An 18,501-nucleotide genomic window follows, 5' to 3' on the forward strand; every position below is an offset into this window, starting at 1 on the left:
GATTAGGGCACCTGCGGGCGACACATCATTGCCCGGCGTGGAGCATGTGTCGCGCACACTCTGCGGCCTCCTCAAATCGTCGTTCCAAGCGGCTGTCAAAAAGGCGCTTGGCGGACCGTCTGCAGAAAGGAAGTGGCAATGAGCAAGGGCATGTTCTCAGATCAGTGCGGGCTTTCCAGACGCGATCTGCTCGTGGTGGCAGGGACTGCCGCGGCCACGCTTAGCGTATACAGCTCAGTTGCCCGAGCAGCCTCCGGCGACAGTACCCTTGTCATCGATGAGGTGAAGCCGGGAGAGGACGTCTTTGCCTATGTCAGCAGGAGCAAGGGGGCCTTTGACCAAACAACCTACCGACAGGTGCTTGGCTGCGCGAACGCCTTCAAGGAAGGCGATCAGACGATCGGCGTGGCGGCGGAAAATGAGACGTCGCGAACGAACGCCCGGGCTCTGCTGGCAAACACGAAGATCGGTGACCTTTTCGATCACCCGCTGCTTGAAGACGAGTTGCAACGGCTGATCTGGCAGACGACGGACAAGACCCAGCATGAAAAAGTCAAAGACTGGACCATGGGCCAGCTAAAGGAGTTTCTTCTGACCGCCTCGGAAGAAGAGATCAAAGGCGTCATGAATGGCCTGACCAGCGATACGATCGGCTTCGTGCCGAAACTGATGAGCAACGAAGAGCTGATCACCGTCAGCCAGAAGATCTTTAATGTCATGCCCGGCACCAAGCTCGGCGCCAAGGGATACATGGGCGCCCGTATCCAGCCGAACTCGCCAACCGACCACCCCGACGACATCATGTGGCAGGTCTTCGATGCATTCTCCTATGCAACCGGCGACATCGTCATCGGCACCAATCCGGTGGACAGTACCGTCGCCAGCGTCGTGACGGTAGAGCGGGCGCTCAAGGACGTCGTGGATACATTCAAGCTCGGCGATGTCATTCCATGGTGCGTGCTCGCCCATATCGACGTTCAGGCCGAGGTGAACGAAAGCTATCCGGGCACCGTTGCCACCGTGTTCCAGAGCCTTGCCGGAACGGATGACTGCAACAAGATCTTCGACATCACCAACGACAAGATCGTGAAATATGCGCGCGCCAAGGCCGGCGAGAGGTATGGTCTCTACTTCGAGACCGGGCAGGGGTCGGAGTTTACCAATGGCGTGGCAAACGGCGTCGACATGATGGTGCTCGAGTCGCGAAAATACGGCTTCAGCAGGGCCATCGGCCTGGAGCTCGCCAAGGTTCAGCCCAGTGGCGCCTGGCTCCACGTCAACGATGTTGCCGGCTTCATCGGACCGGAGGTCTTCAAGAGCCGCGAGCAACTCGTCCGCTGCTGCCTGGAAGACATGGTCATGGGCAAGCTCCACGGCCTCACCATCGGCCTCGATATCTGCACCACCCTGCACATGACGGTCAGCCTCGACGACCTGGACTGGTGCCAGGACCAGATCATGCCGGCCAATCCCGCCTATCTGATTGCGCTTCCCACCAAAAACGACCCGATGCTGAGCTATCTGACGACCGCATTTCAGGACCATGTGCGCGTGAGGGAGAAATTCGGTTTCAAGGTCAACGATGCAATGTGGGATTTCTACAAACGCATCGGGATTGTCGGCAACGACAACACCTACACGTCAAATTATGGAGATCCCCTCTGGGTCTATTACCAGTACCGCCTCGCCAAGGGTGACAAGCGGGCCAAGGACGCCGTCTACGCCGAGGGCCGGCAGATGATGACGGAGGTCGAAGCGCGCGGTGTCGATCTCGCGACGGGCCACGGCGAGAAACTCTGGGATCTCAATCCGGCGCTCGCGACGAAAGTGAGGGGACTTTACGACGATGCCAAACTATCGCTTTGGGCCGAGCTTACGCCCGAGTTCATCGCGGCTGTCCCTGACGCCGTCCCCGTTCGCACCCTATCCAAGGACCGGAATGACTACATTGCGCATCCGACCACCGGCGAAACGCTGAGCCCGGAGTCGATGAAAGAGATCGAACGGATAAGGGCATCTTGGAAGGCCGACATGCCCAAGGGGCAGATCGTCATTTCGGACGGTCTGAACGCCAAGGCCATCATGGATGACGGGCACCTCGCGCCTTACCTCGAAGAGATGCGCCGGTTGCTTGGAGACGCCGGCGTTACGGTGAGCGACAAGAACATCGTGGTCACCAGCGGCAGGGTACGGGCCGGCTACAGGATCGGCGAGATGCTTTTTGCAGACGCCGATCCCAACAGTTTCCGGGGCATCCTCCACATCATCGGCGAGCGGCCCGGAACCATGCACCATGCCTACTCGGTCTACATCACCGTCGCCAAGGGCAAGCGCTGGGCGGAAAAGGATATCGATCACGACATGACCAAACTGGTCAGCAACGTCGCCGATACAGCACTTGCCCCCAAGGAGGCCGCCAAGGAAACCCTGACCATTATCCGCGAGATCATCGGCAAGGACGTGAACGGCAGTCGGCGATATGGGTGATGGCAATTCGCACCTGACGCGCCGATCGAGTGCCCCCATGCTGCGCGCACGAAAAAACCCAGGGGCACGGCTCAACGCCCCTGGGCAAACTTCTGGTCCGGGGACAACCGGGCCTTCTAGGAATTTAGCCTGGCTGCCATAATCGACGTCATCAAGACTCAGCTGCAGCCGCTGGTCGCGCCGCAGGTGTCGCACTTCTCGCATGTGCCGTTGCGCACCATCGTGAAGTTCTGGCACTCGGTGCACATGTTGCCGGTGTAACCCTGCATGATCGAGCGGGCGCGGCGTTCGGCTTCCACCTTCTTGGCGTCGGTCTTGGCCGATGCCGCTTCGGCGGCCGCCTTGTCCGAGAAGAGGGCGGTCACGTCCGTTGCCGTCTCTGCCGTTTCCTCGGCGATCTCTTCGGCGAGTTCCGCGGCACGCTCTTCATAGTCACGCTTGAAGGCAACGATTTCAGACGTTGCGATCGCGGTCGTCGTCTCGATCTTGCGCACCGTGTTACCGGCAATTGCCGTCACCGTCGCACCGGAGGAGGCGCGGGCAGGGGCGGTGGTTGCCGAACCCTTGGGCTCGCTGCCCGTGCGGTCACCGGTGCCGCCGACGATGGTCGGCTTGTAGCCGCGGGTCCAGCCGGTGGAGATCAGGTTGGTCTTGCCTTCCTGGATGCCCTTGCCGAGTGCCGTGTTGCCGAAGTCGGAGGTATCGACATGTGCAAGGTCGTGGCGGCCGAGGTAGGAAACCGCGAGTTCCCGGAAGACGTAGTCGAGGATCGAGGTCGCGTTCTTGATCGCGTCGTTGCCCTGGACCATGCCGGCCGGCTCGAACTTGGTGAAGGTGAAGGCCTCCACATATTCCTCGAGCGGCACGCCATATTGCAGGCCGAGCGAGATGGCGATGGCGAAGTTGTTCATCATCGCACGGAAAGCAGCGCCTTCCTTGTGCATGTCGATGAAGATCTCGCCGAGGCGGCCATCACCGAACTCGCCGGTGCGCAGGTAGACTTTGTGCCCGCCGACGACGGCCTTCTGGGTGTAGCCCTGACGGCGGTTCGGCAGCTTTTCGCGGGCGCGGATCACCTTCTCGATGACGCGCTCGACGATCTTCTCGGTGATGGTCACGGCCTGGGCGGCGGCCGGCGCCTGGATCAGATCCTCCAGCGCATCCTCGTCCTTGTCGTCCTCGATCAGCGAGGCGTTCAGCGGCTGCGACAGCTTGGAGCCGTCGCGGTAAAGCGCGTTGGCCTTCAGCGCCAGCTTCCACGAGAGCATGTAGGCGTTCTTGCAGTCCTCGACGGTCGCCTCGTTCGGCATGTTGATCGTCTTGGAGATGGCGCCCGAGATGAACGGCTGGGCAGCCGCCATCATGCGGATGTGGCTTTCGACCGACAGGTAGCGCTTGCCGATCTTGCCGCAGGGGTTGGCGCAATCGAAGACCGGCAGGTGCTCGTTCTTCAGGAACGGCGCGCCTTCAAGCGTCATAGCGCCGCAGACGTGGATGTTGGCCGCTTCGATGTCCTTCTTCGAAAAGCCCATGTGGTCGAGCAGGTTGAAGTCCATCGCGCCGAGCTGTTCGTCGGTGACCTTCAGCGTGCCCTTCAGGAAGTCGGCGCCGAGCGTCCACTGGTTGAAGACGAACTTGATATCGAAGGCGCTCTTCAGCGCGGCATTGACCGCTTCCACCTTCTCGTCGGTGAAGCCCTTGGCCTTCAGCGTCGACGGGTTGATCGCCGGCGCCTGGTTCAGGTTGCCGTGGCCGACAGCGTAGGCCTCGATCTCGGCGATCTGGCTTTCGCTATAGCCGAGCGAGCGCAGTGCTTCGGGAACGGCACGGTTGATGATCTTGAAGTAGCCGCCGCCGGCAAGCTTCTTGAACTTGACGAGCGCGAAGTCGGGCTCGATGCCGGTCGTGTCGCAGTCCATGACGAGACCGATCGTGCCGGTCGGCGCAATAACGGTTGCCTGGGCGTTGCGGTAGCCGTGCTTTTCGCCGAGTTCCAGCGCCTTGTCCCAGGCGCTCATGGCATGGATGACGAGGTCCTGGTCCGGGCTGTCGCCATGAATGAGGGCGACCGGATTGACCGACAGCGCCTCGTAACCGGTCGTCTCGCCATAGGCAGCGCGGCGATGGTTACGAATGACGCGCAGCATGTTGTCGCGGTTCGGGGCAAAGCCCGGGAACGGACCCAGCTTCTCGGCCATCTCGGCCGAGGTGGCGTAGGAGATACCGGTCATGATTGCCGTCAGGGCACCGGCAATGGCACGGCCCTCGGCGCTGTCATAGGGGATGCCCGAGGACATCAAGAGGCCGCCGATGTTGGCGTAGCCGAGGCCGAGTGTGCGGTATTCGTAGGAAAGCTCGGCAATCTCACGGGACGGGAACTGCGCCATCATGACCGAGACTTCGAGAACGATGGTCCAGAGCCGGACGGCGTGCTCGTAGTCGGCAATGTTGATACGCTTGGTCGCCGCGTCCTTGAACATCATCAGGTTCAGCGAAGCGAGGTTGCAGGCGGTGTCGTCGAGGAACATGTACTCCGAGCACGGGTTCGACGCGCGGATCGGGCCAGCGGCGGGGCTCGTGTGCCAGTCGTTCATCGTCGTGTTGAAGTGCAGGCCCGGGTCAGCCGAGGCCCAGGCGGCGTAGGAGATCGACTCCCAGAGGTCGCGAGCCTTCAGCGTCTTCATCACGCGGCCATCCTTGCGGGCGGTCAGATGCCAGTCGCCATCGGCTTCGACGGCGCGCAGGAAGTCGTCCTTGATCGAGACTGAGTTGTTGGAGTTCTGGCCGGAAACCGTGAGGTAGGCCTCCGAATCCCAGTCGGTGTCGTAGGTCTTGAACTCAAGATCCTTGTAGCCCTGCTTGGCGAACTGGATGACGCGCTGGACGTAGTTTTCCGGAACCAGAGCCTGCTTGGCAGCGCGGATCTCGCGCTTCAGCGCCGGGTTCTGCTTCGGGTCATAGCAGGCATCGTCGGTGCCGTCGCAGTTGACGCAGGCCTTCATGATCGCCTTCAGGTGCTTGGCGACGACCTTGGAGCCGGTGACGAGGGCGGCAACCTTCTGCTCTTCCTTGACCTTCCAGTTGATGTATTCCTCGATATCCGGATGGTCGATATCGACGACGACCATCTTGGCGGCGCGGCGGGTGGTGCCGCCCGACTTGATGGCGCCGGCGGCACGGTCGCCGATCTTCAGGAACGACATCAGGCCGGAGGACTTGCCGCCGCCGGAGAGCTTTTCGCCTTCGCTGCGCAGGTGCGAGAAGTTGGAACCGGTGCCGGAGCCGTACTTGAACAGGCGCGCTTCACGCACCCAGAGATCCATGATGCCGCCCTCGTTGACGAGGTCGTCGGCAACCGACTGGATGAAGCAGGCATGCGGCTGCGGGTGCTCGTAAGCCGACTTAGACTTGGTCAGCTTGCCGGTGAAGGGGTCGACGTAGAAGTGGCCCTGGCCGGGGCCGTCGATGCCATAGGCCCAGTGCAGGCCGGTGTTGAACCACTGCGGCGAGTTCGGCGCGACGCGCTGGGTGGCGAGCATGTAGGCAAGCTCGTCCTGGAAGGCGGAGGCATCTTCCTCGGTGTCGAAGTAGCCGCCCTTCCAGCCCCAATAGGCCCAGGTGCCTGCCAGGCGATCGAAGACCTGGCGGGCATCGGTTTCAGAACCGTACTGCTCTTCCTTCGGAAGCGCCTTCAACGCGTCCTGATCGGGAACCGAGCGCCAGAGGAAGGAGGGGACATCGTTCTCCTCGACGCGCTTCATCTTGGCCGGTACGCCGGCCTTGCGGAAGTACTTCTGCGCGAGGATGTCGGCAGCGACCTGGCTGAACTGAGCCGGCACGTCGATGTCGGCAAGACGGAAGACGATCGAACCATCGGGGTTCTTGATTTCACTCGTAGCCTTGCGGAATTCGATCTCCGCATAGGCGGATTGCCCGGCCTTGGTGAAACGGCGTTCGATCTTCATTTGTCCCTGGTCCTTCGTGTTGCCATGCGCCCGCCACAGGCGCAGTTGTCCCCGTCCGGCCGCGGGGCTTTCCGCAGCCAGTCTCAGCTTCCGTCCTTGGAGAGAAACCCATAACTGGGTGACCCTGTATCTTGTGAGATAGGCTGACTGCAAGCACTAAATATAGTGTTAACAGCTGATTTACGCCAGCCAAAAGTTGCTCAAGCGGGTCCCAAAAATCGCACAAAAATCCTCACGGCGACCGCATGGTGAAATCCATGAATGCCGCCCGTCAGAACCGCCGATTTGGTGAGAGGAACCGGGCGCTAAACAATCCGGTCCGCCGCCGTTGCAACGTGAAATCCATTAACCGTGAATCGTCCGGGGGCGTCAAGGGGTGGTTTGTGACGGAAGTTTGAGCGCTAGATGTTGTGTGGAGCAACTGTGGAAAACGGGGACATCGAGCAAGGCCATGAAAATCAGGTACTTCCGCCTGTTGCCTGTGAGACTGACGCAACGGTCAGAGAAAAATCAAAAAATTGACGGGTAAAAAACCAGATAAAAACCACCCCTAACGGCATCCTCGGTTGTACTGGCGAACGCGATATGGGGTGCGTGACGGTGATTCGCGCTCCGCCCCCGGGAAGCGTGTCGATTATCCGATCAATCGCGGCGGAATGCGGCCGAAACACGCGGTCGAATCCATCGCTTCTCGGTCCCGCCAGCGCAAGATCGACACACCACTTCAAAGTGCTACAGCGACCTTTGCGCGTGCGATAAGGCGCGCGGCGCTGTGGGCACCGGCGGCAATCCGCATCAAATGATGCGGCGGGACCGGAAGCCTACCGCTTCCCGATCCCACCTTCAAACTCAATCAACGCGCTTTTGCAGTTCGCGCGCGCCATTCGGCGCATTGACCTTGCCCTCGGTGATGAAGAAGGCAAACACGTCACGTGGCTCCTTCGCAGCCTTGCGATCCGGGGCGCTCTTCTCAAGCCCGCCCGGTTCATCGCCGGCGGCGAAAGCCTTGGCGCGCTCAGCCCAGAGATCGAGCTTGTCGGCAGGGTAGCAGGTCTTGATATCGTCGCTGCCCTTCTGCAGGCGGAGATAGACGAAATCAGCGGTGACATCGGCAATCATCGGATAATCCGCATGCTCGGCGAGCACGACGGCGACCTTGTACTTCTCAAGCTGCGACACGAAGTCCGGAGCCTGGAAAGTGGGGTTGCGGACCTCGACCACATGGCGAAGCGGCAGCCCGTCCTGCTTTTCCGGCAGCAACTTCAGAAAACCCTCGAAATCATCGGGATCGAACTTCTTCGTCGGCGCGAACTGCCACAGGATGGGGCCGAGATGCGGCCCAAGCTCGGTCAACCCTTGAGTGAGGAATCGCTCCATCGATTCACCGGCTTCGGAGAGAACCTTGCGGTTGGTGACGAAGCGGCTGGCCTTCAACGAAAAGATGAAATCGTCAGGCACCTCAGAGGCCCATTTGGCGAAGGTCTCTGGCTTCTGCGACGAATAATAGGTGCCGTTCACCTCGATCGCACGCAACTGCTTGCCTGCGTATTCGAGCTGCCGCTTCTTCGCGAGCGTCTCGGGATAGAAGGTGCCCTCCCAGGGCTCAAAGGTCCATCCACCGATACCAACACGGATCTTTCCGGCCTGTGCCATGCCATCCTCCACAACAGCAGCCAGCAAATGGCTGCTTTCATTCAATCTTAATCGATTTCGTCATGTCGACGAGTGTCCACCCTGGATGATAGGGATTGGGTCGGCGACCCGTTTCTTGAAATCCATAGGCGCGATAGAGCGCAATGTTTCGCTCCGTGCGTGAATTGGTATAGAGGCGCATCTCAGGCAAGCCCCAGTCGGCGACCTTGCCGTCGGCAAATTTCAGCAGTTCTATGCCAAGTCCCTGGCCCTGATGGCTGGGCGCAACGGCGAGGCTGAAAATCATCACGTGATCGACAGCCGCTCCAGGACGGCAAGCGCGGCGATCACCGCATCACGCTCCCAAAGCCACACCTCACCACGCAGGACGCGTGGCGCATAGCCTTCAAAGGCGGCCCTCCGAGCAACGCCCGGTAGGGTTCATAGGCCCCCTCCGTCACGCTTTGCACCGCAGCCAGATCTTCCAAACGAGCGGGCCGCATCATGCCGCGATCACCTTTCCGGTCGCTGATCGGCGCCGCGACGTTTACTCCGCCGCCTCGACCTTCTTCATCGGGCGGCGTTCCAATAGTTCCTTCAAGAACTGGCCAGTATAGGAGCGCTTCTCCTTGACGACCTCCTCGGGCGTACCCTTGGCGATGACCTCGCCGCCGCCGTCGCCGCCTTCCGGACCGAAGTCGATCACCCAATCCGCCGTCTTGATGACCTCGAGATTGTGCTCGATGACGACGACGGAGTTTCCCTGGTTGACGAGCTCATGCAGAACTTCAAGAAGCTTGGCTACGTCGTGGAAATGCAAGCCGGTTGTCGGTTCATCGAGGATGTAGAGCGTGCGCCCGGTCGAGCGCTTCGACAGTTCCTTGGCGAGCTTGACGCGCTGGGCCTCGCCGCCCGAAAGCGTGTTGGCCTGCTGCCCGACCTTGATATAACCGAGACCCACCTGGTTGAGCGTCACCAGTTTGTCGCGCACCGAGGGGACAGCGGCAAAGAATTCGACGCCTTCCTCGACGGTCATGTCGAGCACGTCGGCAATCGACTTGCCCTTGAAATGAACATCGAGCGTCTCGCGGTTGTAGCGCTTGCCGTGGCAGACGTCGCAAGTGACGTAGACGTCCGGCAGGAAGTGCATCTCGATCTTGATGACGCCGTCGCCCTGGCAGGCCTCGCAGCGGCCGCCCTTGACGTTGAAGGAGAAGCGGCCCGGCTGGTAGCCACGGGCCTTCGCTTCCGGCAGACCGGCAAACCAGTCGCGGATCGGGGTGAAGGCACCGGTATAGGTGGCCGGGTTCGAACGCGGCGTGCGGCCGATCGGCGACTGGTCGATGTCGATCACCTTGTCGATATGTTCGAAACCGTCAATGCGGTCGTGCTCGGCCGGGTTTTCGCGCGCCCCCATGATGCGGCGGGCGGCGGCCTTGTAGAGCGTCTCGATCAGGAAGGTCGACTTGCCGCCGCCGGAAACGCCGGTCACGGCAGTGAAGACACCGAGCGGGATCGATGCGGTGACGTTCTTGAGGTTGTTGGCGCGGGCGCCGACAACGGTGATTTCCTTTTTCTTCTTCGGCTTGCGGCGCTCCCCAGGCACGGCAACCGAAAGCTCGCCGGACAGATACTTGCCGGTCAGCGACTTCGGATTGGCCATGATATCGGAGGGCGAGCCCTGCGCGATCACTTCACCGCCGTGAATGCCGGCAGCCGGACCGATATCAACGACATAGTCCGCCGTCAGGATCGCATCCTCGTCATGCTCGACGACGATGACGGTGTTGCCGATGTCACGCAGGTGGCGAAGCGTATCGAGCAGGCGGGCATTGTCGCGCTGGTGCAGGCCGATCGACGGCTCGTCGAGAACATAGAGAACGCCCGTCAGGCCAGAGCCGATCTGCGAGGCCAGGCGAATACGCTGGCTTTCGCCGCCGGACAACGTGCCGGAGTTGCGCGACAGGCTCAGATATTCGAGGCCGACATCGTTGAGGAAGCGCAGGCGTTCGCGGATTTCCTTCAGGATCCGCACCGCGATTTCGTTCTGCTTGGCGTTCAGGTGCTCCGGCAGCGCTTCGAACCAGTCGCGCGCGATGCGGATCGACATGTTGGTGACTTCGCCAATGTGCAGCGCGTTGATCTTGACCGCTAGTGCCTCGGGCTTCAGGCGGAAGCCTGCGCAGGCCGGGCAGGGTGCTGCCGACATGAAGCGCTCGATCTCCTCACGCGCCCAGGCGCTGTCGGTCTCCTTCCAGCGCCGTTCGAGGTTGGGCACGATGCCCTCGAAGTTCTTGGTCGTGTTGTAGGAACGGGCGCCGTCTTCATAGTGGAAGACGATCTTTTCTTCGGTGCCGTGCAGGATCGCATTCTGCGCCGCAGACGACAGTTCGTTCCAGCGGCTGCCGAGCTTGAAGCCGAAGACCTTGCCCAGCGCTTCGAGCGTCTGGTTGTAGTAGGGCGACGACGACTTGGCCCAGGGCGCAATCGCACCGTCGCGCAGCGTCCGGTGCTCTTCCGGCACGATCAGCGCCACGTCGATCTTCTGCTGGCTGCCGAGGCCGTCGCAGGTGGGGCAGGCGCCGAAAGGATTATTGAAAGAGAACAGCCGCGGTTCGATCTCCGAGATCGTGAAGCCGGAGACCGGGCAGGCGAACTTTTCCGAAAACAGCACACGCTCATGGGTTTCGTTCAGCGACTTGTTGGCCGAGCCGCCAGCTGCCGTTTCTTCCGGCGGCAGCGGCTTGTCGGCGAACTCGGCAACCGCGAGACCGTCGGCGAGCGTCAGGCAGGTCTCTAGACTGTCGGCAAGCCGTGTAGCCAGATCCGGGCGCACGACCACACGGTCGACCACGACGTCAATGTCGTGCTTGTACTTCTTGTCGAGTGCCGGGACTTCGGCGATTTCGTAGAAGGTGCCATCGACCTTCACGCGCTGGAAGCCCTTCTTCATCAGTTCGGCGAGTTCTTTCTTGTACTCGCCCTTGCGGCCGCGGACGAGCGGCGCAAGGATATAAAGGCGCGTGCCTTCGCCGAATTCGAGCACCCGGTCGACCATCTGGCTGACCGTCTGGCTTTCGATCGGCAGGCCTGTCGCCGGCGAATACGGCACGCCGACACGCGCAAACAGCAGGCGCATGTAGTCGTAGATCTCGGTGACGGTACCGACGGTCGAGCGCGGGTTGCGCGACGTCGTCTTCTGTTCGATCGAGATCGCCGGTGACAGGCCGTCGATCTGGTCAACATCCGGCTTCTGCATCATCTCCAGGAACTGGCGCGCATAGGCCGACAGGCTTTCGACATAGCGGCGCTGGCCTTCGGCATAGATCGTGTCGAAGGCAAGCGAGGACTTGCCCGAGCCGGAAAGCCCGGTCATCACGATCAGCTTGTTGCGCGGCAGATCGAGGTCGATGCCTTTCAGATTGTGCTCGCGCGCACCACGAATGGAGATGGTCTTGAGTTCACTCATCGGAAGCCAGCTTTTGCATGTCGGTTGAAAGCCCCCTATGTAATGACGCTATCGCCCATGTCGAGGCGCAATCGGCAAAACAGGCGGCCAATTCGAGTCGGTTGACAGGATCATAGCCAAATACTAGAACAAATAAAGAACAAATCGCCCATAAAACGGCCAAAACTGTTGTGGATTATGTGCGAGGCGGGGCGTATCGGCAGCATCGGGCCGCTAAGATACGCGCTCTTGAAATTCCAAGCCGGGCCCCAGGCGCGGCGAAACCACGGGAAAAGCGACAATGGCTGGAAGCGTCAACAAGGTGATCTTGATCGGAAATGTCGGGGCAGACCCCGAAATCCGGCGCACGCAGGACGGCCGCCCGATCGCCAACCTGCGCATCGCAACCTCGGAAACCTGGCGCGACCGCAACAGCGGCGAACGCAAGGAAAAGACCGAATGGCACACGGTCGTCGTCTTCAACGAGGGCCTGTGCAAGGTTGTCGAACAATATGTGAAGAAGGGCGCCAAGCTCTATATCGAAGGCGCGCTGCAGACCCGCAAGTGGCAGGACCAGAACGGCAATGACCGCTACTCGACGGAAATCGTGCTGCAGGGCTTCAACTCGACGCTGACGATGCTTGACGGCCGCGGCGAAGGCGGTGGCTCCGGCGTCAGCCGTGGCGGCGGCAGTGGTGCGGGCGACTTCGGTGGTGGCAACTATGGCGGCGGCTACGACGACTACGACCAGCCGCGCCAGTCTTCCGGCGGCGGACGCTCGGGCGGCAGCAACCAGGGTGGCCAGGGCGGCGGCTTCTCGCGCGACATGGACGACGATATTCCGTTCTGATCGCGAGCGGATCGGTATTAGCAAAAAACGCCGCGTCCTCAGGACGCGGCGTTTTTTGTTACCCATTGCGGCCCTTTCGGTGGAAGGGCCGCAATTGCCAAATTTACAGCGCCATCGCGGACTTGACCCCGTCGACGACAAACTGCACCGCGAGCGCCGCGAGGATCACGCCGAGCAGGCGGGTGAGGATGGCGCGCCCGGTGACGCCAAGAAAGCGGTCGATGCGCTCGGCAATGACGAGCGCCAGGAAAAGGCTCAAGATCGACAGCGCAATGACGATGATGAGCTGTGCGCGCTCAACAGGCGTCGGGAACGAGCCCGCCAGCAGGATCGTCGCCGAGATCGCGCCCGGCCCGGCTATCAACGGCAAAGCCAGCGGGAAGACTGCGATGTTGTGAATGTGATCCTTGACCGTCGCGTTCTCGCCGGTCTTTTCCTTGCGCTCCTGCCGCTTCTCGAAAATCATCTCGAAGGCGATCCAGAAAAGCAGCATACCGCCGGCGATGCGGAAGGCGCCGATCGATATGCCGAGCAGGCCGAGAATTCCGTTACCGAAGAGCGCGAAGGCCGCAAGAATGAAGAAAGCGATCAGCGAGCCGCGGGTGGCCACCTGAAAGCGCTCCTGCCGGCTGAGGCCGACGGTCAAGCTCAGGAAGATTGGTGCAAGGCCCGGTGGATCGAGCGTGACGAGAAGCGTGGTAAGCGCGTTGACCAGCAGGTCGACATTGAACATCCGTTTCCCCTTCCGGATTTTTGCCCCGGGTTTTCCCGGTGGCAGGCGATCATTGTTAGGCAAGCGGCGAGGGCTTGGGAAGGGGGAGACAAACAAAGTCTCAGCAATGACTTAATCAGCACCTTCTGCGACCGCATCAGGGCCAACGGCACGCTGGAGCGGCTATCGGCGGCCCGGGACTTCCGATTTCCCGCGCCATGCCCTAGAAAAGCCTGCAGCAACGGCAAAAGACTGTTTACAACTGCTGCAGAGCTTGGCAGGCCGAGATCGGCTTTATCGATCGAAACATGCAGCAAATCAAAGTGTTGCGACCATGTCTTCACACCCGGAAGGGCAAAGGGCGCGGTGGCGTCCAAATTGGCGATTCTGACGGCATTCCGCTATAAATATCCGACTGATTCTGAACAAAGATCGTGATCACCATTGACTGAGCAAAGCACCCCCGGCGGCGGAAAAACTCCGCCAGGCATCGAGCCGATTTCCATCATCGAGGAAATGCAGCGGTCCTATCTCGATTACGCCATGAGCGTCATCGTCAGCCGCGCGCTTCCCGACGTGCGTGACGGTCTGAAACCCGTGCACCGCCGCATCCTCTACGGGATGAGCGAACTCGGCATCGACTGGAACAAGAAATACGTCAAGTGCGCCCGCGTCACCGGGGACGTGATGGGTAAGTACCACCCGCACGGCAACATGGCGATCTACGACGCGCTGGCGCGCATGGCGCAGGACTGGTCGCTCCGCCTGCCGCTGATCGATGGCCAGGGCAATTTCGGCTCCGTCGACGGCGACCCGCCAGCGGCCGAGCGCTACACCGAGTGCCGCCTGCAGAAGGCTGCCCATTCGCTGCTCGACGATCTCGACAAGGAAACGGTCGATTTCCGCGACAACTATGACGGCACCTTGCAGGAGCCGGTCGTCGTTCCCGCGAAGTTCCCGAACCTGCTCGTCAACGGCGCCGGCGGTATCGCGGTCGGCATGGCGACCAACATTCCGCCGCACAACCTTGTCGAAGTCATCGGCGGCTGCATCGCGCTGATCGACAATCCGGCGATCGAACTGCCGGAACTGATGGAGATCATCCCGGGTCCGGATTTCCCGACCGGTGCCTTGATCCTCGGCCGCTCGGGCATCCGCTCGGCCTACGAGACCGGCCGTGGTTCCGTCATCATGCGCGGTCGCGCGCATATCGAGCCGATGCGCGGCGACCGCGAGCAAATCATCATCACCGAGATCCCGTTCCAGGTGAACAAGGCGACAATGATCGAGAAGATGGCCGAACTGGTGCGTGACAAGCGCATCGAGGGCATCTCGGACCTGCGCGACGAATCGGACCGCCAGGGCTACCGTGTCGTCGTCGAACTGAAGCGTGACGCCAATGCCGACGTCATCCTGAACCAGCTCTATCGTTACACACCGCTGCAGACCTCGTTTGGCTGCAACATGGTGGCACTGAACGGCGGCAAGCCGGAGCACATGACGCTGCTCGACATGCTCAGGGCCTTCGTCTCGTTCCGCGAGGAAGTCGTTAGCCGGCGTACGAAATACCTCCTGCGCAAGGCACGCGACCGCGCTCACGTCCTGGTTGGCCTCGCAATTGCGGTCGCCAACATCGACGAAATCATCAAGCTGATCCGCACGGCACCCGATCCGCAGACGGCCCGCGAGCAGTTGATGGAGCGCCGCTGGCCGGCCCATGACGTCGAGAGCCTCATCCGGCTGATCGACGACCCGCGCCACCGCATCAACGAGGACGGCACCTACAACCTGTCGGAAGAGCAGGCGCGTGCCATCCTCGACTTACGCCTGCAGCGCCTGACAGCGCTCGGCCGCGACGAAATCGGCGACGAACTCAACAAGATCGGCGAGGAAATCAAAGATTACCTCGACATCCTGTCCTCGCGCCTGCGCATCATGAGCATCGTCAAGGACGAGCTCATCGCCATCCGTGACGAGTTCGGCACGCCGCGCCGCTCCGAGATCATGGAAGGCGGTCCGGATATGGACGATGAGGACCTCATCGCCCGTGAAGACATGGTCGTGACGGTCTCGCACCTCGGCTACATCAAGCGCGTGCCGCTGACGACCTACCGGGCGCAGCGCCGCGGCGGCAAGGGCCGCTCGGGCATGGCGACCAGGGACGAGGATTTCGTTACCCGGCTATTCGTCGCCAACACCCACACGCCGGTGCTGTTCTTCTCCTCGCGTGGCATCGTCTACAAGGAGAAGGTCTGGCGCCTGCCGATTGGCACGCCGCAATCGCGTGGCAAGGCGCTCATCAACATGCTGCCACTGGAGCCCGGCGAGCGCATCACCACGATCATGCCGCTGCCCGAGGACGAGGCGACCTGGGAGAACCTCGACGTCATGTTCTCGACGACCCGTGGCACGGTTCGCCGCAACAAGCTGTCGGACTTCGTCCAGGTCAACCGCAACGGCAAGATCGCGATGAAGCTCGAGGAAGAGGGCGACGAGATCCTCTCGGTCGACACCTGCACCGAACGCGACGACGTCATCCTGACGACGGCGCTCGGCCAGTGTATCCGCTTCCCGGTCGATGACGTGCGCGTCTTTGCCGGCCGCAACTCGATCGGTGTTCGCGGCATCAATCTCGGTGATGGCGACCGCATCATCTCGATGGCGATCGTCGGCCACGTTGACGCCGAGCCGTGGGAACGGGCCGCCTACCTCAAGCGTGCGGCTGCCGAACGGCGCGCCACCAATGGCGAAGAGGAAGAAATCGCGCTGGTCGGCGAAGAAGTCACCGATGGCGGCGAGCTTTCGAATGAGCGCTACGAGGAGTTGAAGGCACGCGAACAGTTCGTGCTGACCGTCTCAGCCAAGGGCTTCGGCAAGCGCTCGTCCTCCTACGACTTCCGCACCTCCGGCCGCGGCGGCAAGGGCATCCGCGCCACCGATACCTCGCGGACGGCGGAAATCGGCGAACTCGTGGCTGCCTTCCCGATCGAGGCCAACGACCAGATCATGCTCGTCTCCGATGGTGGCCAGCTGATCCGCGTGCCGGTCGACGGCATCCGGCTTGCCAGCCGCGCAACCAAGGGCGTCACCATCTTCTCGACCGCCAAGGACGAGAAGGTCGTCTCGGTCGAACGCATCAGTGAGCCTGAGGGCGAGGATGAGGGCGAAGAGGCAGCCGTCGAAAGCGGTGCACCGGAAACGCCAGCCGAATCCGAGGGCTGATCGCCCGCGATTGAAGCACCAAGGAAATTGAAAGCCCGCCATCCGGCGGGCTTTTTCTATTGGACGCGCAGTCGCCATTCGCAAGCGACGCCGCTTGATGCGAAGCCGATGCGTTACGGTGAGGCGTCGCTGTCCTGCGCCTGAGGTGCCTGACCGCGAATGTAGTCGCGCAGGCCCTTGGCGAGCGCATCGAAGGTGACGCGGCAGCGCGGCGCCGTCTTCAGGTTCTCGTGCATCACCAGCCAGGTGTCGAGCTTCATCTCGAAGAGACCAGGCAGCACCGGAAGAAGATCGGGGTCGCGCGCCGCCAGCCCGTTCTGGCAGATGCCGATGCCGAATCCGGCGCGGATCGCCGCAAGCTGGGCGAGGTTGCTATCGGCCTTGAGCGCAAACCGTGTGGCCGGCAGCTCGGGCGACCGGGCGATGATCGCCCGGATCGCTGCAGTTTCGCGATCGTAGCCAATCAGGCTGTGTTCGGCGAGGTCGCTCAATGCCATGGGCATGCCGCGTCGCACGATATAGCGGCGGTGCGCATGAAAGCTGATTGGGACGACGCCGAGATGGCGGGCGATCAATGCATCCTGTGCGGGCGCGACCATGCGCACCGCGATATCAGCCTCCTGGCGCAACAGATCCTCGACCGTGTCGGAGGCGGAGAGTTCGATCGTCAACTCCGGATAGGTCGCGTGCAGTTCCGTCAGGATCGGCGGCAGAACCTCAATGCCGATGACTTCGCTGGCACTGATGCGCACCGTGCCGCTCACCGCATCACGCTGGTTTGACGCCGCGCGTAACAGCGCCGCCGATGTGGCGGAAAGGGTCTCGGCATAGGGCTTGAGCGCCAGAGCGGCATCGGTCGGCAGCAAACCATGCGGGGAGCGCACGAAGAGCGGATAGCCGAGCGTCGCTTCCATGGCGTCGACGTGCCGGCCAACGGTCGGCTGCGTCAGGCCAAGTTCGCGGGCGGCAGCCGACAGCGACCCCTCCCGCAGAACTGCAAGGAAGGTTCTATAGAAATCCCAGCTCAAATCCATCTTGCTCATATATTTCAGTATATCCGATCAAAATAATTCGGCAATTCCGTATATCCCCTGGATGCCGCATCTTCTCTCCATCGAAACGGATGGAGCGTGAAATGGCCGGGACGCAGGAAAGAACAAACATTGCACTGGTGCTCGGAGCGACGGGTGGCATTGGTGGCGCCGTCGCGCGCGGGCTCAACAGACGTGGATGGCAGGTGCGCGCCTTGAACCGAAACGCCGAAAGGGCGGCACAGGCGGAGCCAGCATTCGACTGGCGGCAAGGGGATGCCATGAGCGCGCACGACGTCCACGCCGCGGCGGAAGGGGTCGATCTGATCGTGCACGCGGTCAATCCGCCCGGCTATCGCAACTGGGGAACCCTGGTGCTGCCGATGCTCGACAACACGATCGCGGCTGCGAAAGCCGAAGGTGCCCGCATCCTCTTGCCGGGAACGATCTACAATTTCGGCCGGGATGCCTTTCCTATTCTGACGGAGGACGCACCGCAGAACCCGGACACCGACAAGGGGCTGATCCGCGAGGAGATGGAACGTCGCCTGAAGGACGCGTCCGAGGCGGGCGTCGGCGTCATCATCGTCAGGGCAGGCGACTTCTTCGGCCCGGGAGCCGCCAACAACTGGTTCTCGCAAGGCCTTGTAAGACCTGGGAAACCGGTAACCGCGATTTCCTATCCCGGCCGTGAAGGCATTGCGCACCAATGGGCCTATCTGCCCGATGTCGCCGAGACCATGATCCGCCTTGTCGAGCGCACCGAAAGCTTGCCGCACTTTGCCGTCTACCACATGCGCGGGTTCCTCGACCGCAACGGAACGGAGATGGCGGCAGCGATCCGCCGTGTCGTCGGTAAGCCGGCGCTACCCGTTCGGGCCTTTCCCTGGTGGCTGATCGGCCTTGCCTCGCCGTTCGTCCCGCTCTTCCGGGAATTGCGCAAGATGCGCTACGTTTGGCGCGAACCTCTGAGGATGCCGAACGAGCGGCTCCTGGCCGTTCTCGGCGAAGAACCGCATACGCCGATCGACGAGGCGGTTGCAACAACGCTCAAGGGGCTCGGTTGCATGCCAGTCGAGACAGTCGCCAGCAAGACCAGCGGTGTTCGCGTTCTTGCGTGAAGCACCGTGGGATTGCCCGGCGAAGCAGTGGCG

General features: G+C 61.7%; 9 protein-coding genes and 1 pseudogene. 4 read left to right on the forward strand and 6 right to left on the reverse strand.

Annotated elements, in window-relative coordinates; translation table 11 throughout:
* The first annotated feature begins 138 nt into the window (after window positions 1-138).
* Window positions 139-2,487, forward strand: a complete 2,349-nt coding sequence (locus tag MKZ91_RS17625) for an ethanolamine ammonia-lyase (protein ID WP_336172362.1) — start codon at window positions 139-141, stop codon at window positions 2,485-2,487.
* Window positions 2,488-2,645: 158 nt separating this feature from the next.
* On the opposite strand, the gene MKZ91_RS17630 is transcribed toward MKZ91_RS17625, so the two are convergent.
* The 4 genes and pseudogenes from MKZ91_RS17630 to uvrA form a co-directional block, all read right to left on the reverse strand.
* Window positions 2,646-6,452, reverse strand: a complete 3,807-nt coding sequence (locus MKZ91_RS17630; protein ID WP_336172363.1) for a vitamin B12-dependent ribonucleotide reductase — start codon at window positions 6,450-6,452, stop codon at window positions 2,646-2,648.
* A gap of 849 nt (window positions 6,453-7,301) precedes the next feature.
* Window positions 7,302-8,105: a DUF72 domain-containing protein gene (locus MKZ91_RS17635; protein WP_336172364.1), complete on the reverse strand. Its 804-nt coding sequence runs from the start codon at window positions 8,103-8,105 to the stop codon at window positions 7,302-7,304.
* Window positions 8,106-8,142: 37 nt separating this feature from the next.
* A pseudogene (locus MKZ91_RS17640) lies at window positions 8,143-8,590 on the reverse strand (GNAT family N-acetyltransferase).
* 41 nt (window positions 8,591-8,631) lie between these two features.
* Complete coding sequence (gene uvrA, locus MKZ91_RS17645; RefSeq protein ID WP_336172365.1) at window positions 8,632-11,553, reverse strand: excinuclease ABC subunit UvrA; 2,922 nt, start codon at window positions 11,551-11,553, stop codon at window positions 8,632-8,634.
* 280 nt (window positions 11,554-11,833) lie between these two features.
* Between uvrA and MKZ91_RS17650 the strand changes: the two genes are divergently transcribed.
* Window positions 11,834-12,382, forward strand: coding sequence for a single-stranded DNA-binding protein (locus tag MKZ91_RS17650; protein ID WP_336172366.1), 549 nt, complete (start codon window positions 11,834-11,836; stop codon window positions 12,380-12,382).
* 103 nt (window positions 12,383-12,485) lie between these two features.
* Here MKZ91_RS17650 and MKZ91_RS17655 read toward each other — a convergent pair whose 3' ends face one another.
* Window positions 12,486-13,115: a MarC family protein gene (locus MKZ91_RS17655; protein WP_336172367.1), complete on the reverse strand. Its 630-nt coding sequence runs from the start codon at window positions 13,113-13,115 to the stop codon at window positions 12,486-12,488.
* 423 nt (window positions 13,116-13,538) lie between these two features.
* Between MKZ91_RS17655 and gyrA the strand changes: the two genes are divergently transcribed.
* Window positions 13,539-16,316 carry a DNA gyrase subunit A gene (gene gyrA / locus MKZ91_RS17660; RefSeq protein ID WP_336172368.1) on the forward strand — a complete coding sequence of 926 codons (2,778 nt, stop codon included), beginning with the start codon at window positions 13,539-13,541 and terminating at the stop codon, window positions 16,314-16,316.
* 113 nt (window positions 16,317-16,429) lie between these two features.
* Here gyrA and MKZ91_RS17665 read toward each other — a convergent pair whose 3' ends face one another.
* Window positions 16,430-17,350 carry a LysR family transcriptional regulator gene (locus MKZ91_RS17665; protein ID WP_442892308.1) on the reverse strand — a complete coding sequence of 307 codons (921 nt, stop codon included), beginning with the start codon at window positions 17,348-17,350 and terminating at the stop codon, window positions 16,430-16,432.
* A 101-nt stretch (window positions 17,351-17,451) separates the two neighbouring features.
* Here MKZ91_RS17665 and MKZ91_RS17670 point away from each other — a divergent pair, with 101 nt between their 5' ends.
* On the forward strand, window positions 17,452-18,468 hold the full coding sequence (locus MKZ91_RS17670; protein WP_336172370.1) for an SDR family NAD(P)-dependent oxidoreductase: 1,017 nt from the start codon (window positions 17,452-17,454) through the stop codon (window positions 18,466-18,468).
* Window positions 18,469-18,501: the final 33 nt, after the last annotated feature.

It is taken from the genome of Ensifer sp. MJa1, assembly GCF_037026475.1.
Lineage (GTDB): Bacteria > Pseudomonadota > Alphaproteobacteria > Rhizobiales > Rhizobiaceae > Ensifer.